Source organism: Campylobacter sp. BCW_4338, from assembly GCF_001763255.1.
Taxonomy (GTDB): Bacteria; Campylobacterota; Campylobacteria; order Campylobacterales; family Campylobacteraceae; genus Campylobacter_D; species Campylobacter_D jejuni.
Map to the genome: position 1 here is coordinate 126,078 of NZ_MJYJ01000041.1, position 22,180 is coordinate 148,257.

Annotated in this window: 24 protein-coding genes; 13 read left to right on the forward strand and 11 right to left on the reverse strand. The window is 31.6% G+C overall.

Annotated features, from left to right (window positions below):
- The first annotated feature begins 2 nt into the window (after positions 1-2).
- The 9 genes from AJN69_RS04620 (at position 3) to AJN69_RS04660 (ending at position 8,536) form a co-directional block, all read left to right on the forward strand.
- Positions 3-575 carry a cytolethal distending toxin subunit A gene (locus AJN69_RS04620; protein ID WP_002861073.1) on the forward strand — a complete coding sequence of 191 codons (573 nt, stop codon included), beginning with the start codon at positions 3-5 and terminating at the stop codon, positions 573-575.
- A gap of 213 nt (positions 576-788) precedes the next feature.
- Positions 789-1,883 (forward strand): lipid-A-disaccharide synthase, encoded by a 1,095-nt coding sequence (gene lpxB, locus AJN69_RS04625; protein ID WP_070248615.1) that lies wholly within the window; start codon positions 789-791, stop codon positions 1,881-1,883.
- A gap of 11 nt (positions 1,884-1,894) precedes the next feature.
- On the forward strand, positions 1,895-2,380 hold the full coding sequence (gene greA, locus AJN69_RS04630) for a transcription elongation factor GreA (RefSeq protein ID WP_002851733.1): 486 nt from the start codon (positions 1,895-1,897) through the stop codon (positions 2,378-2,380).
- Positions 2,381-2,389: 9 nt separating this feature from the next.
- Complete coding sequence (locus tag AJN69_RS04635; protein ID WP_350223072.1) at positions 2,390-3,148, forward strand: UDP-2,3-diacylglucosamine diphosphatase; 759 nt, start codon at positions 2,390-2,392, stop codon at positions 3,146-3,148.
- The gene (locus AJN69_RS04640) at positions 3,141-4,097 is read left to right on the forward strand and encodes a chemotaxis protein (RefSeq protein ID WP_002934096.1); all 957 of its coding nucleotides are present in this window, start codon (positions 3,141-3,143) and stop codon (positions 4,095-4,097) included. Before AJN69_RS04635 ends, AJN69_RS04640 begins: the two co-directional genes overlap by 8 nt.
- Before the next feature lie 3 nt (positions 4,098-4,100).
- Positions 4,101-6,410 (forward strand): chemotaxis protein CheW, encoded by a 2,310-nt coding sequence (locus AJN69_RS04645; protein WP_070248617.1) that lies wholly within the window; start codon positions 4,101-4,103, stop codon positions 6,408-6,410.
- Positions 6,411-6,414: 4 nt separating this feature from the next.
- The gene (locus AJN69_RS04650; RefSeq protein ID WP_002826355.1) at positions 6,415-6,936 is read left to right on the forward strand and encodes a chemotaxis protein CheW; all 522 of its coding nucleotides are present in this window, start codon (positions 6,415-6,417) and stop codon (positions 6,934-6,936) included.
- Positions 6,936-7,559 carry a phosphoserine phosphatase SerB gene (gene serB, locus AJN69_RS04655; protein WP_070243322.1) on the forward strand — a complete coding sequence of 208 codons (624 nt, stop codon included), beginning with the start codon at positions 6,936-6,938 and terminating at the stop codon, positions 7,557-7,559. The genes AJN69_RS04650 and serB overlap by 1 nt, the downstream gene beginning before the upstream one ends.
- On the forward strand, positions 7,559-8,536 hold the full coding sequence (locus AJN69_RS04660; protein ID WP_070248619.1) for a transaldolase: 978 nt from the start codon (positions 7,559-7,561) through the stop codon (positions 8,534-8,536). The genes serB and AJN69_RS04660 overlap by 1 nt, the downstream gene beginning before the upstream one ends.
- Here AJN69_RS04660 and AJN69_RS04665 read toward each other — a convergent pair whose 3' ends face one another.
- The 10 genes from AJN69_RS04665 to AJN69_RS04710 all read right to left on the reverse strand — a co-directional run bounded on the left by AJN69_RS04665 (position 8,537) and on the right by AJN69_RS04710 (position 18,567).
- Positions 8,537-8,959 carry a hypothetical protein gene (locus tag AJN69_RS04665; RefSeq protein ID WP_002861062.1) on the reverse strand — a complete coding sequence of 141 codons (423 nt, stop codon included), beginning with the start codon at positions 8,957-8,959 and terminating at the stop codon, positions 8,537-8,539. It lies immediately after the preceding gene.
- Positions 8,956-12,225 (reverse strand): carbamoyl-phosphate synthase large subunit, encoded by a 3,270-nt coding sequence (gene carB, locus AJN69_RS04670; protein ID WP_070287913.1) that lies wholly within the window; start codon positions 12,223-12,225, stop codon positions 8,956-8,958. Before carB ends, AJN69_RS04665 begins: the two co-directional genes overlap by 4 nt.
- A 260-nt stretch (positions 12,226-12,485) precedes the next feature.
- Positions 12,486-13,235 (reverse strand): rod shape-determining protein MreC, encoded by a 750-nt coding sequence (gene mreC, locus AJN69_RS04675; protein ID WP_044780362.1) that lies wholly within the window; start codon positions 13,233-13,235, stop codon positions 12,486-12,488.
- The gene (locus AJN69_RS04680) at positions 13,225-14,265 is read right to left on the reverse strand and encodes a rod shape-determining protein (RefSeq protein WP_002861059.1); all 1,041 of its coding nucleotides are present in this window, start codon (positions 14,263-14,265) and stop codon (positions 13,225-13,227) included. Before AJN69_RS04680 ends, mreC begins: the two co-directional genes overlap by 11 nt.
- Before the next feature lie 10 nt (positions 14,266-14,275).
- Complete coding sequence (gene clpX / locus AJN69_RS04685) at positions 14,276-15,499, reverse strand: ATP-dependent Clp protease ATP-binding subunit ClpX (RefSeq protein WP_002860329.1); 1,224 nt, start codon at positions 15,497-15,499, stop codon at positions 14,276-14,278.
- Positions 15,492-16,283 carry an acyl-ACP--UDP-N-acetylglucosamine O-acyltransferase gene (gene lpxA / locus AJN69_RS04690; RefSeq protein WP_044779564.1) on the reverse strand — a complete coding sequence of 264 codons (792 nt, stop codon included), beginning with the start codon at positions 16,281-16,283 and terminating at the stop codon, positions 15,492-15,494. The genes clpX and lpxA overlap by 8 nt, the downstream gene beginning before the upstream one ends.
- A complete protein-coding gene (gene fabZ, locus AJN69_RS04695) occupies positions 16,283-16,723 on the reverse strand; it encodes a 3-hydroxyacyl-ACP dehydratase FabZ (RefSeq protein WP_002851782.1) in 441 nt (146 codons plus the stop codon). Before fabZ ends, lpxA begins: the two co-directional genes overlap by 1 nt.
- A 94-nt stretch (positions 16,724-16,817) precedes the next feature.
- The gene (locus AJN69_RS04700) at positions 16,818-17,909 is read right to left on the reverse strand and encodes an epoxyqueuosine reductase QueH (RefSeq protein ID WP_044779565.1); all 1,092 of its coding nucleotides are present in this window, start codon (positions 17,907-17,909) and stop codon (positions 16,818-16,820) included.
- On the reverse strand, positions 17,909-18,364 hold the full coding sequence (gene bcp, locus AJN69_RS04705; RefSeq protein WP_044779566.1) for a thioredoxin-dependent thiol peroxidase: 456 nt from the start codon (positions 18,362-18,364) through the stop codon (positions 17,909-17,911). The genes AJN69_RS04700 and bcp overlap by 1 nt, the downstream gene beginning before the upstream one ends.
- Complete coding sequence (locus AJN69_RS04710) at positions 18,361-18,567, reverse strand: 4-oxalocrotonate tautomerase family protein (RefSeq protein WP_044779567.1); 207 nt, start codon at positions 18,565-18,567, stop codon at positions 18,361-18,363. Before AJN69_RS04710 ends, bcp begins: the two co-directional genes overlap by 4 nt.
- Positions 18,568-18,741: 174 nt before the next feature.
- Between AJN69_RS04710 and ilvE the strand changes: the two genes are divergently transcribed.
- The 4 genes from ilvE to AJN69_RS04730 are packed head-to-tail and all read left to right on the forward strand — an operon-like array spanning position 18,742 to position 21,806.
- A complete protein-coding gene (gene ilvE, locus AJN69_RS04715; protein ID WP_044780359.1) occupies positions 18,742-19,656 on the forward strand; it encodes a branched-chain-amino-acid transaminase in 915 nt (304 codons plus the stop codon).
- 12 nt (positions 19,657-19,668) lie between these two features.
- A complete protein-coding gene (locus AJN69_RS04720) occupies positions 19,669-20,754 on the forward strand; it encodes a prohibitin family protein (protein ID WP_044780358.1) in 1,086 nt (361 codons plus the stop codon).
- A 12-nt stretch (positions 20,755-20,766) separates the two neighbouring features.
- Positions 20,767-21,297 carry a DUF2393 domain-containing protein gene (locus AJN69_RS04725; protein WP_002861051.1) on the forward strand — a complete coding sequence of 177 codons (531 nt, stop codon included), beginning with the start codon at positions 20,767-20,769 and terminating at the stop codon, positions 21,295-21,297.
- Positions 21,297-21,806 (forward strand): DUF2393 family protein, encoded by a 510-nt coding sequence (locus AJN69_RS04730; protein ID WP_002861050.1) that lies wholly within the window; start codon positions 21,297-21,299, stop codon positions 21,804-21,806. Before AJN69_RS04725 ends, AJN69_RS04730 begins: the two co-directional genes overlap by 1 nt.
- 119 nt (positions 21,807-21,925) lie before the next feature.
- On the opposite strand, the gene AJN69_RS04735 is transcribed toward AJN69_RS04730, so the two are convergent.
- A partial coding sequence (locus AJN69_RS04735; RefSeq protein ID WP_032600453.1) for a methyl-accepting chemotaxis protein occupies positions 21,926-22,180 on the reverse strand: 255 nt, incomplete at its 5' end.

The following is a 22,180-nucleotide window of genomic DNA, read 5'->3' on the forward strand; positions in this document are numbered from 1 at the left end:
GTATGAAAAAAATTGTTATTTTAATATTGGTTTTATTAAGCTTATCTAAATCTATCGAAGAACCTGGCGATTTATCTGATTTTACACCAATGTTTACTATTAGATCCTTACAGACAGGAATTAGTTTAAGCCCTTTTAGAGAGACTTCAGAAGATTTAAAAGACCAAAATTGGATCTTAAGAGAAATTATACTTAGCGATGAATTAAAACAAAAAGATGAATTAGGGGAATTGTTACGCTTTGGTTATGTGCAATTTGTAAATCCAAACGATGATGATATTTGTTTGGCGATACTAGAAAGTGGTTTTTTTGGAGGGAAATCATGCAAACAAGATTTAAAAGATGGAAAGTTAGAAACTATATTTTCTATTATGCCAACAACTAGCTCAGCAGTTCAAATAAGATCTTTAGTTGAAGGTGGAAGAGAATGTATAAAAATATTTTACAACCCAAATGTTCCAATAGAAAAACGTTTTGGTATACAACCATGTACTTTAGATTCAGCTTTATTTTTAGATTTAAATGAATTAATGTTTTTTACCCCAGCTATTATAGAAGCAACCCCTATTTATTAATTACTTGCAAGCAAGCTAAAATAAAAGCTTGCGAGTAATTAAAATATTTAATAAATCGATGCAATATATGTTTATAAATATTAAGAAAATTTTCAGAAAATACTACTGGAGAAAATAAACCTTCATATACACTTTTAGCGTATATTCTTGCATAACTTCTTTTAATTAAGCCAAAATAAGATAAAATGTTTAAAATATTGATAAGGAAATTTTTTGAAAACCTTTTTAGTTTGTGCTTTAGAGCCTTCAGCAAATTTGCATTTAAAAGAAGTTTTAAAAGCTTATAAAAAAGATTTTGGCGAATTTGAAATTCATGGGATTTATGATGAGAGCTTATGCAAAGAATTTGATCTAAATTCTAAGCCACTTTATAGCTCACATGAATTTAGTGCTATGGGTTTTATAGAAGTTTTACCTTTGATTTTTAAAGCAAAAAAAGCTATAAAAGAGCTTGTAAATTTAAGTTTTACTCAAAAAATAGATGGGATTTTATGTATAGATTCGCCCGCTTTTAACATACCTTTTTCTAAAGCTTTAAAAAAAGCAGGCAGTAAAATTCCGCGCATTTATTATATTTTACCTCAAGTTTGGGCATGGAAAAAAAGTCGCATACCTATCATAGAAAGTCATTTTGATATTTTAGCTTCTATTTTGCCTTTTGATAATCAGTTTTTTAACAAAAGCACTTATGTAGGCCATCCTCTTTTAGATGAGATAAAAGAATTTAAAAATAAAGAAGACATTAATCTTACATTTTCAAAAAAAGATGATGAAAAAACTATAGCCTTTTTACCAGGTTCAAGGCGTAGTGAAATTAAGCGTTTAATGCCTATTTTTAAGGAACTCTCGCAAAAATTTAAGGGTGAAAAAATTCTTTGCGTTCCCCCATTTAATCTTGAAAAATTAGAAATTTATAGTGATATTAGCGAATTTAAAATAGAAAGCCATACTCCAAAAGTACTTAAAAAAGCTGATTTTGCCTTTATTTGTAGCGGAACGGCTACTTTAGAAGCAGCTTTAGTGGGAACTCCTTTTATCCTTACTTACAAAGCAAAAGCGATTGATATTTTTATCGCAAAACTTTTTGTAAAATTAAAACATATAGGACTTGCAAATATTTTTTGTGATTTTGCTGGAAAAGAAGCTTTAAATCCCGAATTTTTACAAGATGAAGTCAATGTTTTAAATTTATATGAAGCTTATAATAAATATGATTATAAGGCATTTTTTGCTAAAGTTGATTTTTTAAAAGAGTATTTAAATTTTGGAAGTGCTAAAAATTTAGCAAAAATCCTAAGCGAAATATAAAAGGATAAATCATGCAAAAAGAACCAATGAGTCAATTTGGCTATGATAAATTAGCCGCAGAATTAAAAGATTTGAAAGATAATCAACGTCCCGCTGTTGTAATAGAAATCGATACAGCAAGAAGTCATGGGGATTTAAAAGAAAATGCGGAATACCATGCTGCAAGAGAAAAACAAGCTTTAATTGAAAGTCGTATAGCAGAGCTTAGTGACTTGCTAGCAAGAGCTCAAGTGATCGATCCTTCAAGCTATGAACATGATAGTGTGAAATTTGGCTCAAGTGTTGTGATCATGGATTTGGATACAGAAAAAGAAAGCAAATATACTCTAGTAGGAATTTGCGAAGGAGATTTAGATAAGGGTTATATTTCCATCGCATCTCCAATAGCAAAAGCTATGCTTGGGAAAAAAGAAGGAGATGATTTTAAAGTGCGTTTGCCAAAAGGTGAGAGTGAATTTGAAATCCTTTCTATAAATTATGAGCCTTTGAAATTTTAAGGATAAAAAATTTTACTACAAAATGGAGCGATTTTAATCGCGGATGCTCATGAAAATGAACAGAGAAAGGGATTTTGGGAATTTTTACAAACCTTAAAAAAAGGTAAAATTTCCACCCCTCAACTCATACTTATGGGTGATATTTTTGATTTACTTATAGGTGAAATCTCTGCTACACATGAATTTGCTAAACCTTACATAGAACTTTTAGAAGAATTGGCCTTAAAGATTGAAATTATCTACTTAGAAGGCAATCATGATTTTAATCTTTCTTGTTTTTTTAAAAGGGTAAAAATTTTTAACTTACAAAAGCAACCCATAAAGCTTAGTTTGCATACAAGTAAAGGTAATAATCTTGTTTTAAATAACGCTTTTATAAAATTAGCTCACGGAGATATTTTTTTACCACCTCTTTTACAATTTACTCTTAAAATATTAAGAAATCATTATTTGCTTATATTTTTGAATTTTTTAAATATTATTACTTGTAATTTTATTTCAAATAAAATTCTTCAAAATCAAAACAAAAAAAACCTTTTTTATCAAATAAAAGATTTTGAAAATTTAGCAAAAAAAAGATATGAAAGATATGAAAATTTAGGATTTTGGGTATGTGAAGGACACTATCATCAAAATCATCAAATCAACAAAGAAAACATTAAATATCTTAACTTAGCTAGTTTTGCATATGAGAGAAGTTTTTTTGTAGTAGAATATCAACAAGAAATCAAATTTCGAGAACAGAAATTGAGGGGTCAAAATGTTTGATGAAAATATCGTGAAAACGGGTTCAAATGAAATGGAGCTTGTCGATTTCCGTATCTTTAAGCAAGGACACGATAAAGTCTATGAAGGAATTTATGGTGTAAATGTTTCTAAGGTAAGGGAAATTATAAAAATCCCAAGCCTTACAGAACTTCCAGGTGTACCTGATTACATCGAAGGTATCTTTGATCTTCGTGGAGTGGTTATACCTGTAGTCAATCTTGCCAAATGGATGCAAATCACTGAGCCAGAAAGCGCTATGCTAAAACCTAGAGTTATTATCACTGAATTTAGCAATATTCTTATTGGTTTTATAGTTCACGAAGCAAAAAGAATTCGTAGAATAAACTGGAAGGATATAGAACCAGCAACTTTTTCTACAGGATCAGGTGCTTTAGATAAAGGTAAAATCACAGGTGTAACACGCATTGAAAATGATGAAGTGTTGCTAATTTTAGATCTTGAAAGTGTTGTTGAAGATTTAGGAATTTACGCTCCAAAAACAGATATAGATTTTGGAAAAATAGAAAAATTTACTGGAACAGCACTTATACTTGATGACAGCATGACTGCTAGAAAACGCGTCAAAGAAATGATGCAACAGATGGGCTTTCAAGTTGTTGAAGCTAAAGACGGCGTAGAGGGCATAAACAAATTAGAAGAATTAAGCCAAGTTTATGGTGAAAGTTTAAATGATACTTTAAAAATTATAGTAAGCGATGTCGAAATGCCACAAATGGATGGTTTCCACTTTGCTGCACGCATTAAAGAAGATCCAAGATTTAAAGATATTCCTATAGTCTTTAACTCGTCTTTATCAAATGAATTTATGAATGAGAAAGGTGTTCAAGAAGCTGGTGGAGAAGGCTATCTTGTCAAATTTAACGCTAGCGATTTCTTCAATGAAATTGCAAAGGTTATTAAAAAACATCAATCTCAAGAACAGGGGTAAAATATGGAAGATATGCAAGAAATACTTGAAGACTTTTTGGTTGAAGCTTTTGAGCTTGTTGAGCAAATCGACCATGATTTAGTAGAGCTTGAATCAAATCCAGAAGACTTAGAATTATTAAATAGAATTTTCCGTGTTGCGCATACGGTTAAAGGATCATCAAGTTTCTTAAATTTTGATGTTTTAACAAAGTTAACTCACCACATGGAAGATGTTTTAAACAAAGCAAGACATGGCGAGTTAAAAATAACTCCAGATATCATGGATGTAGTTTTAGAGTCTATTGATAGAATGAAAACTCTGCTTAATTCTATTCGCGATAATGGCAACGATACTGCTATTGGTATGGACATAGAACCAATTTGCGCAAGATTAACAGCTATTTCAGAGGGAGAGTCTCCTGTTGCGGCAACAGATTTAAATGAAAAATCTACTCCACAAGCAGAACCAGAAGTACCAAAACAAGAAACAACTACTCCTGAACCTGAAGTAGATGTTAATCAATTAAGTGATTCTGAAGTTGAAGCTGAAATAGAAAGACTTTTAAAAGTTAGAAAAGCTGAAGATCAAGCTCGTCGTGCACAAAAGAAACAAACAACAAATGCAACACCTAAACCGACTAACAATACAGCAAATAAACCTGCAGAAAGTGGAGAGAAAAAGGTTCCTGCTTCAGGTAGCAATGCTAGCAGCATGGATCAAACCATACGCGTGGAAGTAAAAAGATTAGATCACTTAATGAATCTAATTGGGGAGCTTGTTTTAGGCAAAAACCGTTTGCTTAAAATTTATGATGATGTTGAAGAGCGTTATGAAGGAGAAAAATTCCTTGAAGAGCTTAATCAAGTCGTAAGTCAGCTAAGCATCATTACAACCGATGTTCAACTTGCTGTAATGAAAACAAGAATGCAGCCTATAGCAAAAGTTTTCAATAAATTTCCAAGAGTTGTTCGTGATTTGAGTCGTGAATTAGGAAAGCAAATAGAACTTGAAATTACAGGTGAAGAAACTGAACTTGATAAATCTATCGTAGAGGAAATTGGCGATCCTATCATGCATATGATTAGAAATTCATGTGACCATGGTGTTGAGGATCCAGCAACTCGTGCAGCGAATGGAAAACCTGAAAAAGGCATAGTTCAACTTAAAGCTTATAATGAAGGCAATCACATCGTTGTAGAAATTACAGATGATGGTAAAGGACTTGATCCAAATGGCTTAAAAGCAAAAGCTATAGAGAAAAATTTGATTACCGAAAGAGAAGCAGATCAAATGACAGACAAAGAAGCTTTTGCTTTGATTTTCAAACCTGGTTTTTCAACTGCGGCTAAAGTAACAAATGTTTCAGGTCGTGGCGTAGGAATGGATGTTGTTAAAACCAACATCGAAAAACTAAATGGGGTAATTGAAATTGATAGTGAGTTAGGTAAAGGAAGTTCGTTTAAGCTTAAAATTCCTCTTACCTTGGCAATCATTCAATCTTTACTTGTAGGAACTCAAGAGGAATTCTATGCAATTCCACTTGCAAGCGTTCTTGAAACAGTTAGAGTGCCAATTGATGATATCTATACTATCGAAGGTAAAAATGTATTACGCTTAAGAGATGAAGTGCTTTCTCTTGTGAGACTTTCAGATGTATTTGGAGTTAAACAAGTCCTTGAAAGCGGCGATCAAACTTATGTCGTTGTTATAGGGGTAGCAGAAAGCAAGCTTGGTATTATAGTAGATACTCTTGTAGGACAAGAAGAGATAGTTATTAAATCTATGGGTGATTATTTACAAAATATCCAAGGTATAGCAGGAGCTACAATCCGTGGCGATGGTAGAGTGACATTAATCATTGATGTAGGTGCTATGATGGATATGGCCAAAGAAATTAAAGTTGATATTAAAGCGCAATTAGAATCAAGTGCGAAAAAACCTAAAGAACAACCAAGTGATTATAAAGTCTTAATTGTAGATGATTCTAAAATGGATAGAACTTTAATGCAAAAAGCTTTAGAACCGCTAGGAGTTAGTTTAGTTGAAGCAACAAATGGTGTTGAAGCATTGAATATTATAAAATCTGGCGAACATGATATTGATGCAATGCTTATAGATATCGAAATGCCAAGAATGGATGGATACACCTTAGCTGGTGAAATTAGAAAGTATTCTAAATATCGTAACTTACCACTCATTGCAGTTACTTCAAGAACAAGTAAAACTGACCGCTTAAGAGGTGTTGAAGTGGGTATGACTGAATATATCACTAAACCTTATTCTCCAGAATACTTGGAAAATGTGGTTAGAAAAAATTTGAAACTAGGATAAGAATATGAGTAATGAAAAATTAGAGCAAATTTTGCAAAAACAGCAAACTCAGATGGCTGGTCCTGATGTCGATCAAAGAGAAGATGATATCATCCAACTTGTCGGCTTTGTAGTTGGAGATGAGGAATATGCGATTCCAATTCTTAATATACAAGAAATCATCAAACCTATAGAATATACTAGAGTTCCTAGTGTACCTGATTATGTTCTAGGGGTTTTTAATATGCGTGGTAATGTTATGCCACTCATTGATCTAGCTCAACGCTTTCATTTAGGAAGTTCTAAAATGACACCTCAAACAAGATATATTGTTTTAAGAGGTGAGACAAATGGAACTGGAGTTGGAGGAAATGCTGGTTTTGTTATAGATAGATTAACTGAAGCAATTAAAATTCACAGAAACAGAATCGATCCACCACCTGAAACTTTAGTTAAAGACAAAGGTATGATTTATGGTATAGGAAAAAGAGATGAAAATATCTTAACTATACTCAAAGTAGAAGCTTTACTTAAGCGCGAATTTTAATGATTAAACTTTGTGTTTTTGACTTTGACGCTACTTTAATGGATGGTGAAACCATCGATATTTTAGCTACAGCGCATGGCAAGGGTAATCAAACAAGCGAAATTACCCGCCATGCCATGGCTGGAGAGCTTGATTTTTTCGAAAGTCTTCAAAAACGAGTAAGCCTTTTAAAAGGTATATCTTATAAAAAAGTTTTAGAATTAGGTAGCACACTTCCACTAATGCATGGAGCACATGAACTTATCCAATATTTAAAATCTAAAAATATACAAATTGTTATTTTTAGCGGTGGTTTTCATGAAGGCATAGATCCTGCTATGCAAAAACTTGGAATTAACCTCGGTTTTGCAAATTATCTGCATCATAAAAATGACATTTTAACAGGGCTAGTTGGTGGGGAAATGATGTTTTCAAATTCAAAAGGCTTAATGCTACAACGATTAAAAAGCTTTTTAAATTTGAAAACAGATGAAGTGATGTGTGTTGGCGATGGGGCAAATGATTTGGCAATGTTTAACGAAAGTGGATTAAAGATTGCATTTTGTGCTAAAGAAATTTTACGTTCTCAAGCTGATATTTGCGTAGACATAAAAGACTTAAAAGAAATAATAAAGGTAATATAATGAAAAATTTTTCTCTTTGGTGTGATTTTATAGAAAATAGTTTTTTAGATAATGAATTTTTAAATTTATTATCACATGGAATTAATGGCGCCACTTCAAATCCTGCTATTTTTAAAAATGCTATTTTAAATTCTCCAATTTATAAAGATAAAATTCTTAAATTAAAAGGAAAAAAAACAAAAGATATTTATGAAGAATTAGCAATTTCTGATATTCAAAAAGCAGCTGATAAATTAACTCCTCTTTTTTATCAAAAAAACGATGGATTTATAAGTATTGAAATAGATCCAAGACTTCATGATAACACGACTCTTAGTTTAGGCGAAGCTAAAAGACTTTATAGTGCTATTAGCAAAGAAAATGTAATGATTAAAATTCCAGCTACAAAAGCTTCTTATGAAGTAATGTATGAACTTATGAAAAATGGTATTAGCGTCAATGCTACCTTAATTTTTTCTCTTGAACAAAGTCAAAAATGTTTTGAAGCTTTAAATGCAGGTTTAGTCGAATTTAGAAAAAACAATATAGCCTTAAAAGAACAAAATACTAGAACACCGCAAGCTGTTATAAGTATTTTTGTAAGTCGTTTTGATAGACTTTTAAATCCTAAAGCCAAAGAGCAAAATCGTATTGGAATTTTAAATGCAAATTTAGCTTATAACAATATCTACTCAAAAAATGAACCTAATATTCGCACCTTGTTTGCAAGCACTGGAGTTAAAGGAGATGATCTGCCAAAAGACTATTATATCAAAGAACTTCTTTTTGAGAATTCTGTTAATACTGCTCCTCTTGATGCAATAGAGGTATTTAAAGGAAAAATGGATTTTAAAAAACCTTTAATGAATTTTGAAATTTATACAGAACTTAATCAAATCATTTCTCAAAGTGAACGAGAAAAAGCTTGCAATGATTTATTAAGTGATGGCCTAGAGCAATTTTGTATTGCTTTCGAAGATATTTTAAAAGCTCTTTAATTAACGTATTTTTATCATTTTATTCTTTGAAAGTTTTAATATTTTTGATGGGATATTTTCGAAAAATTTCTCATCAAGTATTATATCAGCAACACTTCTAGCCCATTCTTCATCAAATTCTTTTCCATGCTTGTTTGCCGAAGATGAATAAAAATAGCCATTTTTACTTAAAAAATTCGCATGTTTACACTCTTTCACAATACGAATGGCCTGATTATTTGGATAGATAAAAGTTGTTTTTTTAGAACGACGTACTAAATTTTTAAAAGATTTTGGAATTCTTGCTAAACTTTTTAACTCGCAAAATTTCGCAGAAGTGATTAAGCAAGGTTGATTTTTACCTCTACCTTTTAAAGCATTAATCTCTTCTAAATTTTTACTTAAAAATCCTACCGTAGTATCTGTTTGAGCTAAATAAATCAAGATTTAAGCCACTCTTGCAAACTCTTTACATCTAGGCAAGATTTACTCTGTATAGCTTTAATCGATTTTGCACCTGCTAAAGCTGATCGTAAATTTGTAAAATAAGGTATTTTAAAACGAATAATATTTTCACGAATTTTTTTCGTATCACCTTTAAAACTGTGGCTATCGCTTGTATTGATAACTAAGTGAATTTCTCCATTTTTCAATTTATCTTCAACATTGGGGCGTCCTTCTGAAATTTTATGTACAAGTTCGCACTCAAAACCACTTTCTAAAATTTCCTTACAAGTTCCCCCTGTTGCCATAAGCTTAAAGCCAAGCTTTACATATTCTGCAGCGATTTTTTTGGTATATTTTTTATCCTTATCTTTTAAGGAGATAAATACCACGCCTTGCTCTGGCAGATGATTAAACGATGCGATTTGACTTTTTGCGTAAGAATTTGCAAAATCCTTGCTTATACCCATAACTTCACCCGTTGAACGCATTTCAGGGCCTAATTCTAAATCACTTCCACTAAGTTTTGCAAATGGAAATACTGCTTCTTTCACGCTCATATATTTTGGAGTTTTAGCGCGTAAAATTTTAGTATCAAAATTAACCACTTTGAAAGTATCATAAAATTTTAAAGCTTCTTTTAAATTTCCTTGCCACATCACACGCGTTGCCACTTTTGCTAAAGGAATACCCGTAGCTTTACTAACAAAAGGCACGGTACGACTAGCTCTAGGATTTACCTCTATCATATAAAACTCATTATGATGTAAAGCAAATTGTATATTTAAAAGCCCTACAACTCCTAAATTTAAAGCAATATCTGCGGTTTTTTGTGCAATAAATTCTTGCATTTTTTCATCGATACTGCAAGGTGGTAAAGAACAAGCACTATCACCTGAATGAATTCCCGCTTCTTCTATGTGTTCCATAATTCCTGCCACATAAACATCTTTACCATCACAAATCGCATCAACATCAATTTCTGTAGCATTGTCTAAAAACTGATCGATCAAAACAGGACTTTTATCGCTCACATCTACAGCTTCTTGCATATAGAGTCTAAGTTCAGCCTCATCATTTACCACACGCATCGCACGCCCACCTAAAACATAACTTGGTCTTACAAGCACAGGATATCCTATATCACTAGCCTTAAGCACCGCTTCTTCTACGCTTGTCGCAGTAGAATTTTTTGGCTGATTGATGCCTAATTTTGTAATAAATTCGGCAAATTTCTTTCTATCTTCTGCCATATCAATTACTCTTGCACTAGTACCTATAATCTTAGCTCCAAAAGCGCTTAAACGCTTGGCAAATTTCAAAGGAGTTTGTCCGCCAAAATGCACAATCACTCCATCAGGTTTTTCACGTTCAATCACCACTCTTAAATGTTCGAAATCAATAGGCTCGAAATACAAAATATCACTTGTATCATAGTCAGTCGAAACGGTTTCAGGATTACAATTATACATAATGGTTTTAATACCCATATCTTTAAGCGCAAAAGAAGCATGTACGCAAGCATAGTCAAATTCTATACCTTGTCCTATGCGGTTTGGCCCCCCACCTATAATCATCACTTTTTTTTCTTTTTTATCCTTAGTATCGTTTTTACTTTGAGTGAGTTCGCTTACATTGATACTTGAATAAAGATAAGGAGTTAAAGCTTCAAATTCACCCGCACAAGTATCCACTTCACTAAATTCTGCGATGATTTTTTGCTTCATTCTTGCATAATAAATATCATTTTGGCTTAATTCTAAATTATCTTTCAAATTTACAAGCAAGGCTATCATTTTATCTGAAAAGCCCATAGTTTTTGCTTTTCTCAAAAGAGCTTTATTGTTTAAAATATCCATATCAATTTGCTCTTCAAAATCTACAATTTCTTTAATCTGTGTTAAAAACCAAGGATCTATTTTACAAAGCTCATAAAGTTCTTCTACGCTAAAACCTTCCCTAAAAGCTTGAGCAACATAAAGTAAACGCTTTTCATTGGCATTGCGAATTTTAAAAACAAGATCATTTCTATCTTCAAATTTTACCCTATCAAAACCACTTAAAGAACGCTCAAGCGAACAAAGTGCTTTTTGTATACTTTCTTTAAAAGTGCGTCCTATAGCCATCACCTCACCCACACTTTTCATAGCTGTACCTAAAGTTGTGTTTGCCCCTGGAAATTTTTCAAAAGTAAAGCGAGGAATTTTTGTTACAATATAATCAATCACAGGCTCAAAAGATGCAGGAGTTCCTGTAATATCATTTTTAATCTCATCTAAACTAAAGCCTACTGCCAAAAGTGTCGCAACCTTTGCTATAGGATAGCCCGTTGCCTTAGAAGCTAAAGCACTTGATCTTGAAACTCTTGGATTCATTTCTATAACTATCATTCTTCCATTTTTTGGGTTGATAGCAAACTGCACATTACTTCCGCCTGTATCTACGCCAATTTCACGCAAAATAGCAAAAGAAGCATTACGCATAACTTGATATTCTTTATCCGTCAAAGTTAATGCTGGAGCTATTGTAATACTATCTCCTGTATGAACTCCCATAGGATCGATATTTTCTATACTACAAACTATGATACAATTATCCGCTCTATCGCGTATAACTTCCATTTCATATTCTTTCCAACCCAACAAACTTTCTTCAATCAAAATTTCATGGATAGGCGATAAAGCTAAAGCAGTATTAGCGAGTTCTTTAAATTCGTCCATATTATAAACCACACCACTTCCAGCACCTCCTAAAGTATAAGAAGCACGGATCATCAAAGGAAAGCCGATTTCATCTACGGCTTTTAAAGCTTCATCATAATTATACGCATACATCGATTTTGGCAAATCCATGCCGATTTTTTTCATACATTCTTTAAAGACCTGACGATCTTCGCCTTTTTTAATCGCCTCAGGATTTGCGCCTAAAAATTTTACATCTCCTAAAAGTCCGCTTTCATAAACTTCCATAGCAACATTTAATGCTACTTGTCCGCCCATAGTTGGCAAAATTGCATCAATTTTTTCTTTTTTAATAATACTTAAAATACTTTCTTTTGTTATGGGTTCTATATAAGTTGCATCTGCAAATTCAGGATCTGTCATGATAGTTGCAGGATTTGAGTTGATTAATACTACACGATATCCTAATTCTTTTAAAGTCTTTGCGGCTTGAGTTCCAGAATAATCAAATTCACAAGCTTGTCCTATCACAATAGGACCACTTCCTATAAGTAAAATACTTTTAATATCTGTTCGTTTTGGCATAAATTTTCCTAAGAGCATGAATTTGAGCTGATTATAACAAAAATTAGTTTTATAAACTTTGAAATTATCGATATAATTTTAAAAAATAAACACCCTGCTTTTAATCTAGGAAATAATACATAAAGAAATTTAAGATTTTTTATAAAATTCTCATTCGATTATAAAAATTTATTTGATAATTTAACAAAATTTTTAGCATTAAACAAAGTTATAATAATTAGCAAAAATATAGAAAATTTTTAAAAAGTCTAACCCTTGACTTATAAATTATCTACTACATATAAATAAGCAGGAATACTGATCTTAACATAAGGCTTTACTTCTACACTTTGATACATATCTTTATCATCAACTCTATTCACAATCCCAACAGGGACATCCGAAAAGAAAATATTATCAAGTCCACTTGTTAAGATTTCATCTCCGACATTAATTTTCGCCCACTTTGGAATAAATTTAACCACAACCTTGCCATTTTCACCTTGAATTAAACCTGGAGCTTTGGATTTTCCTATATAAACAGAAAAAACACACTGATCATCACCTTGTAAAAGAGCCATTGTTCTGCCATCTTTATTAATAGCTATACCTGCAGTATATCCTTGATATATTAAACCACGATTTTTACCAACGGGAATTTTGCTCCAATCTAACCATAATTTTTTATAATCATTCAATTGAACATAAGAAATAACTCTAGTTAAAGAAACTTGAGGTAAATATTTTGTAGAATTTTGATCCTCCAAAATACGATTTAATTGATTTGCAAAACTAGTTACCTTTACGGCAATGTCTTCTAATTCTTTATTTCTAGCTTTTAATTGCTGAATTTGATTTGCTTGATTAAAATGTTCTGAAATTTTTTCTCCCAAATAATCTTTAATATTATAAAAATTACCTATAACAAAGTCATTAACACGGAGAACATTCTGCTTAATAAGTCCTCCATAATAAAAAGATATAAAAACCAAAAAGGCTAAGACAAGAACATAAAAAATCTTATTCTTCATTGGTTAATTGTTGCAATAATGAAATTTCCTCTAAAGCTTTACCCGTTCCTTTTGCTACAGCTAAAAGCGGTTCATCTGCGATATAAACTGGCAAACGTACAATTTCACTTAAATATTTATCAAGACCACGAATCAATGCTCCGCCACCTGTTAAAACTACACCATTTTCTACTATATCACTTGCTAAATCAGGCGGCATCATTTCAAGAACCATTTTTAAAGCATCAGCAATTTCTTTTAAATACTCACGCATTGCTTCTCTTACATCTTCACTTGTAAGTTCAATACGACTTAAAAGTCCACTTACTTGATCGCGTCCTTTTACCACCATAGAAAGTTCTTTTGGAAGTTGTATTGCTGAACCTATAGTGATTTTGATCTCTTCCCCCGTTCTTTCACCTATGATAAGATTGTATTTTTCTTTTACATAATTAACTATACTCATATCAAGCTTATCTCCAGCCGTACGAATAGACTTTGAAATCACAAGTCCACCCAAAGAAATCACTCCAATTTCAGTAGTTCCGCCCCCTATATCTACTACCAAATTTCCTTTAGGCTCTTGTATAGGTAAACTTGCACCAATAGCTGCTGCCATAGGCTCTTCAATCAAAAATACCTCTCTTGCACCTGCGCTTAAAGCACTTTCTCTTACCGCTTTTCTTTCTACTTGAGTTAAACCATAAGGAACAGAAATGATAATTCTAGGGCGTAAAAAACTTTTTCTACGGTGTGTTTTTTCTATAAAATAGCGGATCATTTTTTCAGTCATATCAAAATCTGCAATCACGCCATCTTTCATAGGACGAATAGCTTCGATATTGCCTGGAGTTTTTCCCACCATATCTTTAGCTTCTTTACCTACGGCTAAAATTTTTGCTTTGGAACCATACCTTTCTCTTTCAACTGCCACAACAGAAGGCTCATTTATCACTATACCCTTATCTTTTATCAAAACTAGCGTATTAGCTGTTCCTAAATCAATCCCCATATCACTAGAAAAAAATCCTATAAGTTGATCTAATATCATTTCTATCCTTTTAACTTATTTTTCTTTTTATTAATAATGCTTTTGCATTGTCTTTAACAACTTCTTTAGTTATTACAATATCATAATTTTTATACTCTGGTAACTCAAACATTAAATCTACCATCATTTCTTCTATAATACTTCTAAGTCCCCTAGCCCCTGTTTTTCTCTCCAATGCAAGTTGCGCGATAGCTCTTAGAGCATCTTCTTCAAATTTTAAATTTACCCCATCAATAGCAAAAAGCTTTTGATATTGTTTAATAATGGCATTTTTAGGCTCAGTTAAAATTCTTACCATATCCTCTTCATTAAGCTCATTTAAAGATGCAATCACATGCAAACGACCTATAAGCTCAGGAATCAAACCAAAATGCACCAAATCATCAGGTTCGATTTTCTCAAGCAAAGCTTTATTTTCTTCTTTTGCATCATCAAAAAAGCCCACAACTTTATCGCCAAGTTTTCTTTTTAAGATAGTTTCCAAACCATCAAAAGCTCCACCACAAACAAATAAAATATTTGAAGTGTCAATTTGTATAAACTCTTGATTTGGATGTTTTCTTCCCCCTTTTGGTGGAATATTTACCAAACTTCCTTCGATAATCTTAAGTAAAGCTTGTTGCACACCCTCTCCACTTACATCACGAGTAATAGAACGATTTTCACTCATTCTAGCAATTTTATCAATCTCATCAATAAAAACTATACCTTTTTGAGCTCTTTGCACATCTCCATCTGCAGCTTGCAAAAGACGTGTTAAAATATTTTCCACATCCTCACCTACATATCCTGCTTCAGTTAAAGAAGTTGCATCACAAATTGCTATAGGTACATCTAAAAATTTAGCTAAAGTTTGCGCCAATAAAGTTTTTCCACTTCCTGTTGGCCCAACAAGTAAAATATTTGACTTAAAAAGCTCTGTATCGTCATCTTGAAGTTCGGCTTTAAAAAGTCTTTTATAATGATTGTATACTCCAACACTAAAAACTTTTTTAGCTCTATCTTGTCCTATGACATAACGATCTAGATAAGCTTTTAATTCTTTTGGAGTGATATCTTTAAATTCTGTATTATGGCTTTGTTTAGGTTCTTTAAATTCTTTTTCTTCTCCATAAATAATACTATAAGCACCTTCAACGCAATATTCACAAATAAAAGCATCATCATTTTCATTTGCTAAAATTCTTCTTTGTGGATTCTCCACTTCATTGCAAAAACTACATTTTCTAGGCATTATTTTTACCCCTATAGACAGGAATTCCGCGCTTTGTTTCTAATATAAAATGGCACATTTTTTTAACATTTTCACTTTCTTGATTTTCAAGCAAATTTTTAGCATTTTCTTTTAAATCTCCTTGTCTAAATAAAGTTTTAAAAGCTCTGCTAAGTCTATCTACTTCATCTTTATCAAAACGACGACGAATACCTACTAAATTTAAACTTCTAATACTTGCACGATTTCCTTCTGCTAAACAAAACGGTACTATATCCTGAGAGAGTGCACTAGCTCCTGCTATCATACAACCCTCACCTACTTTGACAAATTGATGAATAGGTGTAAGCCCGCCTACAACCGTAAAATCTCCAAGCTCTACATGTCCTGCTAAAGTTGCATTATTAGCTAAAATAATATTATTACCCAAAAAACAATCATGAGCAATATGACAGTAAGCCATAATAAAAGCATTATCGCCTATACGAGTAAAACCATCTCCTTTAGCTGTACCTGAATTTATCGTTGCAAATTCTCTAATAGTTGCATTTTTTCCTATAACAACACCGCTTTTTTGCTCTTCTTTATAAGATATGTCCTGAGGAATATCGCCTACTATAGCATAAGAAAATACACGAGAATGATCACCTATAGTTGTATCTGAAAGAATTCGAGCACCTTGTTTGATGACAACATCATTACCTATTTTAGTATCTTTACCTACATAAGCATAAGCTTCTATTACAACATCGTCACCAAGTTGTGCACCCTCTTCAATCACCGCACTTGGATGAATTTTTTTCATTATTTATCCACTATCATAGCTTTAAGCTCAGCCTCTGCAACTAAATTTCCATCTACAAAAGCTTGCCCTTTAAAAATCCACATATTACCACGATTTTTAACCACGCTCATTTCATAATCAAGCCTATCTCCAGGACGCACAGGATTTCTAAATTTTGCTCCATCTATGCCTGTGAAATAAACTACTTTACTTTTTGGATCCACTTTATCTTCCATACTTTCAAAAGCTAAAACTCCGCCTGTTTGAGCCATACCTTCTAAAATCAAAACTCCAGGATAAATAGGATGCCCTGGAAAATGTCCCATAAAAACATGGTCACTTATACTGATGTTTTTATATCCTCGAACCACTTCTTTAACTTTTAATTCTGTAATTTTATCTACTAGTAAAAAAGGATAACGGTGTGGTAAGATTTCTTGAATTTGCATTACATCTATCATTATTAAATTAACCTTGAAAACAATTAAAAATTTTATTATATAAAAAAATCATTAAAAATTACATTAACAAAAAAAGTTTTTCTTAATAAATTTCTTAAATTTCTACAATCACCTCTTGATTATCATGATAAATTTCACTTTTTGCTATCACTTCATATCTTGAAGGTAAAATATTTTCAAGGATGATAATAGGGCTAAGATTATAAGTTCCAAACAATTTATTACGCCATTTAGTTTCTGCTTGCACACTCAAAGGTCTTTTTAAAAAATCTTCAAAATTTTTCCATTTGTTTTTAAAAAATGCATTAAAACGCCAAAATTCAACAAAAACCATTTCATCTTTAGTGCTTCTATAAAAGCCTTCTTTTAATTTTTGTTTTAAATTTTCCTCATCCAAAGAAAATCTTGTATAAGCGTTTTTAAAATGCGAATAAAATAAAATATGAGATTTAACAGGCTTTTTATCTAATTTTATTAAAGCACTTAAAAGACGATAATTTAAAAATTTCTCTCTTAAAATTTCAAATTTTATACCCTTTTTTTCCCATAAAACTACTTTTTTATAAAGAGCTATTCTTGCTTCTATACTTGCAGGTAAAATTTGCTTATTTACAGGAGACATTAACTCATCAATGAAATTCTTATCTTGTTTTTGTTTTTTAAGCCCATAAATACAACCGCAATAGTTTTGATGATAAAGCATTTCTTTTTTTGCTAAAGCAAACTGCCTTTGAGTGCCACCATTTTTACGAAAATCAGGGGCTAAAAACTCTACTCCATAAGGCTCACATTCTTTTTGTAAAGCATTTTTTAACTGTTCTAAATCTTTTTTAGGGCTGGTTAAAAGCGTAGTAGTAAGCTTTTTTTCTCCTATTTTAGCAGCAAATTTAACACTAGATCCCATTCTTACATCAAAACAAATTTCACACCTTGCACCTTTTTCAGGCTCATCTTCATAACCACGCACAGCATTAAGCCATTTTTCATACTCATACTCGCCCTTATATAACTTAATACCAAGTTTATCACAAGATCTTTTTACATCTAAAAATCTTAGTTCATATTCGCTTAAAGGATGGATATTTGGATCATAAAAATACCCTATGATTTTTTCATCAGGATAAGTCTTTCTAAGTTCTTCAATAAAATAATGACTATCCACACTACAACAAATATGCACTAGCATTAAAGACTTTCAAGTACTTTTAGTGCATGATCTTTTACGCGGATATTACTATAAATTTGGGCGATTTTTCCCGATTCATCGATAACAAAAGTCGATCTTATAATGCCTTCGTATTCTTTTCCGTAATTTTTCTTAAGCCCCCAAGCTCCATAAGCTTTAGCAACTTCTTTTTCGCTATCACTAAGTAAAATATGCTTTAAATCAAATTTAGAGATAAATTTTTCATGACTTGCCACGCTATCAGGACTGATACCGATAATCACTGCATTTTTATCACCAAATTTATCATAATTTAAACTAAAATCACAAGCTTCTGTAGTGCAACCTGGAGTATTATCTTTTGGATAAAAATACAAAATCACCTTTTTACCAATAAAATCTTTTAATGCTATTTTTACCCCATCTTGATTTAAAAGCTCAAACTGAGGTGCTTTATCTCCTATATTTAAACTCATTTGTTTGCCTTTGCTTTGATAGCTTCTACACTTTCTCCGCCAAAGCCTATGTCATAACTTTCTACATCTTCTAAAACCACCACAACTCTTTCTTTACTTTTATTATATTTCGTGCTTAAAAGTTTGGTAATATCAGCTATAAGCTCCGCTTTTTGTTCCTTGCTTAAAGACGGCTTTGCTAATTTAATATTTACCAATGGCATAATTTCTCCTTTTTAACGATAATTTTTCATAATTATTTCAAAAAATACCTAATATTTTTTTTAACAAAAAACCTTAATTTAATAAAAGCTTATTGTTAGTATATTTTTGATAAAATCCCGATTTATTCTTAAAATAATATTTTTTAAGAAATAAACAACTATAAAAGGTAAAAAATGATCTCAGCAGATAAAATTTGGATGGATGGAAAATTAGTTGATTTTAAAGATGCAACTTTACACTTTTTAACCCATTCTTTACATTATGGCAATGCTGTTTTTGAAGGAACTAGAGCCTATAAAACAGATAAAGGCTTAGCAATTTTCAGACTTGAAGATCACACCAAAAGACTTTTAGAGTCTGCAAAAATTACTCTTTTAAATTGTCCTTTTTCTCAAAAAGAGCTTGAAAATGCACAAATTGAACTATTAAAAGCAAACAATTTTAAAAGCAATGTCTATATCCGTCCTTTGATTTTCTTAGGCGATGGAGTTATGGGACTTTATCATATAAAAGCTCCTGTAAGAGTTGGGATTGCAGCTTGGGAATGGGGCGCTTACCTTGGAGAAGAAGGCTTAGAAAAAGGCATAAAAGTAAAAATTTCGTCTTTTGCAAGAAATAGTGTTAAATCATGCATGGGAAAAGCTAAAGCAAGCGCGAATTACCTTAACTCTCAAATTGCAAAATTTGAAGCTATTGAAGCAGGTTATGAAGAAGCTTTAATGCTTGATGAAGAAGGTTTTATCGCAGAAGGAACAGGAGAATGTTTCTTTATTGTAAAAGATGGGGTTTTAATCACACCTCCAAATGATTTTTCTTTAAAAAGCATTACTCAAGATACAGTGCTTAAAATCGCTCATGATCTTGGTGTCACTGTGCTTCGCCAAAGAATTTCAAGAGATGAAGTTTATACTGCTGATGAAGCATTTTTTACCGGAACAGCCGCTGAAATCACACCTATTAACAATATTGATGCAAGAATAATAGGAAATGGTTTAAGAGGATCTGTAACTAAAAAACTTCAAGATGCTTATTTTGATGTAGTTTATGGACGCAATCAAAAATACGCATCTATGCTAACTTATATTTAAAAAAGGAAATAAATGCCAGCTGATTTGAATGATTATTTCAATAAAAAAAATGGAAATTCTAATAATAACGGAAACAACCGTCAAAATTTCAATTTCAAAGCACCAGAATTTAATTTTAAAGGTTTTGGAAAATTTTCTCCGCTTATTTATGGGGTGATTATTATTATCTTATTTTTAATTGTTGCAAAACCTTTTATGGTAATAAATTCTGGAGAAATGGGTATTAAATCAACAACAGGTAAATATGACCCAAATCCATTAGAACCAGGACTTCACTTTTTCTTACCTTTTGTACAAAAAATAACCATAATCGATACTAGAGTAAGACAAATCAACTATGCTTCTATAGAGGGAAGTAATGAAAATTTATCTTCAGGTTCAGGTGTTATTAATAAAAATAGTATTTCTGTACTTGACTCTCGTGGATTGCCTGTATCTATTGATGTTACAGTGCAATACCGTTTAAATCCTTTGCAAGTTCCTCAAACCATAGCTACTTGGAGCTTAAATTGGGAAAATAAAATTATCGATCCAGTTGTTCGTGATGTAGTGCGAAGTGTTGTAGGAAAATATACAGCCGAGGAACTTCCTACTAATCGTAATACAATAGCCGCTCAAATAGAAGAAGGCATAAGAAAAACTATAGAAGCTCAACCAAATGAACCTGTAGAACTTCGTGCTGTACAACTTAGAGAAATTATTTTACCTTCAAAAGTAAAAGAACAAATCGAACGCGTGCAAATTGCAAAACAAGAAGCTGAAAGAACTAAGTATGAAGTAGAAAGAGCTAATCAAGAAGCCTTAAAAAAAGCCGCCTTAGCTGAAGGGGAAGCAAACGCAACCATAATCAGTGCTAAAGGTAAAGCTATGGCTGTTAAAATAGAAGCAGATGCACAAGCTTATTCTAATAAAGAAATCGCAAACAGCTTAAACACTCCTTTACTAAATTTAAAGCAAATTGAAACTCAAAAAGAATTTAATGAAGCTTTAAAAGTCAATCAAGATGCTAAAATTTTCTTAACTCCAGGTGGAGCAGTACCAAACATTTGGGTTGATACCAAAGATGCTAAAAAGCAAAGTTCTGCCAACATGAACTAAAAGGATACGCAAGTGGAAAAACTAAGAGAAATCGTGCTTTTTTACACTACTCATTTATATTTAGTGGATTATATGCTGATTTTATTAGTTTTTTTTCTCTTCACTTGTGTTTTACTTCTTTGTGTATTTTTACGCCATAGACCTATAGCAGCACTTTTTATTATTGCATTTGATATTATTATTTGTTTTTTAGTTTATATCTATGGGTATAAACTAATAGACAATGAAGTAAGAACTCGAAAAACCGCTATTACGGATCAAAAAATAATACAAAGCTCAAATGATTTAATTGTTGATTTTAACATTACAAATAATTCAAAAAATAATTTTAAAGAATGTAAAATTACAGCTAAAATTTTTGCGGATAAAATACCTAATGATAATATCATAGAAGAATATAAAAAGAAATTTATCCCTTTTAGACAAAAAAGTAGAGAAATTAAAGATCTAAAGAAAAACGCAACCCAAGTTCAAAGAATTGCTTTTGAAAATTTTAACTATGAAAATAACTATACCATACGCTTAGTTTCGGAGTGTTTTTAATGCATTTTACGATTTTTCATATTATAGCTTTTATCATTTTACTTATTTGCTTTGCCTTGATTTGTATTTTAATCTTTCTAAAAGTCAAACAGAAAGAAATGGCTTTGATTTCTTATACCATAGCTACTATTTTTACCGCACTTTTGATATATTCTATTTTTCTAACAATCAATCAATTCACCACTCAAGCCGATCTTAGCAAACTAACCTATACAAGAGATCTAAGACATGAAAGTGTTATCGTGAGCGGAAAGGTTCAAAATCTTACTAAATTTGAAATCAGAAAATGCTATTTGATACTTAGCATATTAAATCAAAAAAAAGTAGGGGGAGAAATTTTCAATGATAAAAATATTCGCAATGCCAAAATGCAAAATACAAGTGTTTCTTACACTATAGAAATTATAGACAAACTTCCAGGTAATACTTATAAAGAATTTAGAGCCAGTGTTCCTTTTCCTCCAAGTTTTGATAACCCTGAATTTTATCACACTCTAAAATGTATTTGATTTAGAAAATCTTAATATTGACAATTAGAATTTCTCTATACCACATTTCATTAAATCTTAAAGAATTAAACATATATTATTTTATAGAGATAACTAGCTTTTTAGCTAGTCATCTAAGATTAAAACCTCTTCTTCTTAACATCTTCTAAGATATTATTAGCTATATCACTTACTGTACTAGAAATAATAGCTGATTCATTAGCAATTTCAACATTATCTTTAGTAGTTTGATCAATTTGTGCTACGCTATCATTGATTTGAGTAATACCTGCAGTTTGTTCTTTAATACTTTCTGCCATATCATTGATAGATTGAACAAGTAAATTAGTATTAGCTTCTATTTCAGATAAAGACTTTTGAGTTCTCTCAGCTAG

Coding starts and splice junctions, on each gene's coding strand:
- ilvE (WP_044780359.1), top strand. CDS start 18,742: ATGATCTCAGCAGATAAAATTTGGATGGATGGAAAATTAGTTGATTTT.
- greA (WP_002851733.1), top strand. CDS start 1,895: ATGCAAAAAGAACCAATGAGTCAATTTGGCTATGATAAATTAGCCGCA.
- bcp (WP_044779566.1), bottom strand. CDS start 18,364: ATGAGTTTAAATATAGGAGATAAAGCACCTCAGTTTGAGCTTTTAAAT.
- AJN69_RS04680 (WP_002861059.1), bottom strand. CDS start 14,265: ATGATATTAGATCAACTTATAGGATTTTTTTCTAGTGATATGGGGATT.
- carB (WP_070287913.1), bottom strand. CDS start 12,225: ATGCCAAAACGAACAGATATTAAAAGTATTTTACTTATAGGAAGTGGT.
- mreC (WP_044780362.1), bottom strand. CDS start 13,235: ATGAAGAATAAGATTTTTTATGTTCTTGTCTTAGCCTTTTTGGTTTTT.
- AJN69_RS04650 (WP_002826355.1), top strand. CDS start 6,415: ATGAGTAATGAAAAATTAGAGCAAATTTTGCAAAAACAGCAAACTCAG.
- clpX (WP_002860329.1), bottom strand. CDS start 15,499: ATGCCTAGAAAATGTAGTTTTTGCAATGAAGTGGAGAATCCACAAAGA.
- AJN69_RS04730 (WP_002861050.1), top strand. CDS start 21,297: ATGCATTTTACGATTTTTCATATTATAGCTTTTATCATTTTACTTATT.
- AJN69_RS04620 (WP_002861073.1), top strand. CDS start 3: ATGAAAAAAATTGTTATTTTAATATTGGTTTTATTAAGCTTATCTAAA.
- AJN69_RS04640 (WP_002934096.1), top strand. CDS start 3,141: ATGTTTGATGAAAATATCGTGAAAACGGGTTCAAATGAAATGGAGCTT.
- serB (WP_070243322.1), top strand. CDS start 6,936: ATGATTAAACTTTGTGTTTTTGACTTTGACGCTACTTTAATGGATGGT.
- AJN69_RS04645 (WP_070248617.1), top strand. CDS start 4,101: ATGGAAGATATGCAAGAAATACTTGAAGACTTTTTGGTTGAAGCTTTT.
- AJN69_RS04720 (WP_044780358.1), top strand. CDS start 19,669: ATGCCAGCTGATTTGAATGATTATTTCAATAAAAAAAATGGAAATTCT.
- AJN69_RS04660 (WP_070248619.1), top strand. CDS start 7,559: ATGAAAAATTTTTCTCTTTGGTGTGATTTTATAGAAAATAGTTTTTTA.
- AJN69_RS04700 (WP_044779565.1), bottom strand. CDS start 17,909: ATGCTAGTGCATATTTGTTGTAGTGTGGATAGTCATTATTTTATTGAA.
- fabZ (WP_002851782.1), bottom strand. CDS start 16,723: ATGATAGATGTAATGCAAATTCAAGAAATCTTACCACACCGTTATCCT.
- lpxA (WP_044779564.1), bottom strand. CDS start 16,283: ATGAAAAAAATTCATCCAAGTGCGGTGATTGAAGAGGGTGCACAACTT.
- AJN69_RS04710 (WP_044779567.1), bottom strand. CDS start 18,567: ATGCCATTGGTAAATATTAAATTAGCAAAGCCGTCTTTAAGCAAGGAA.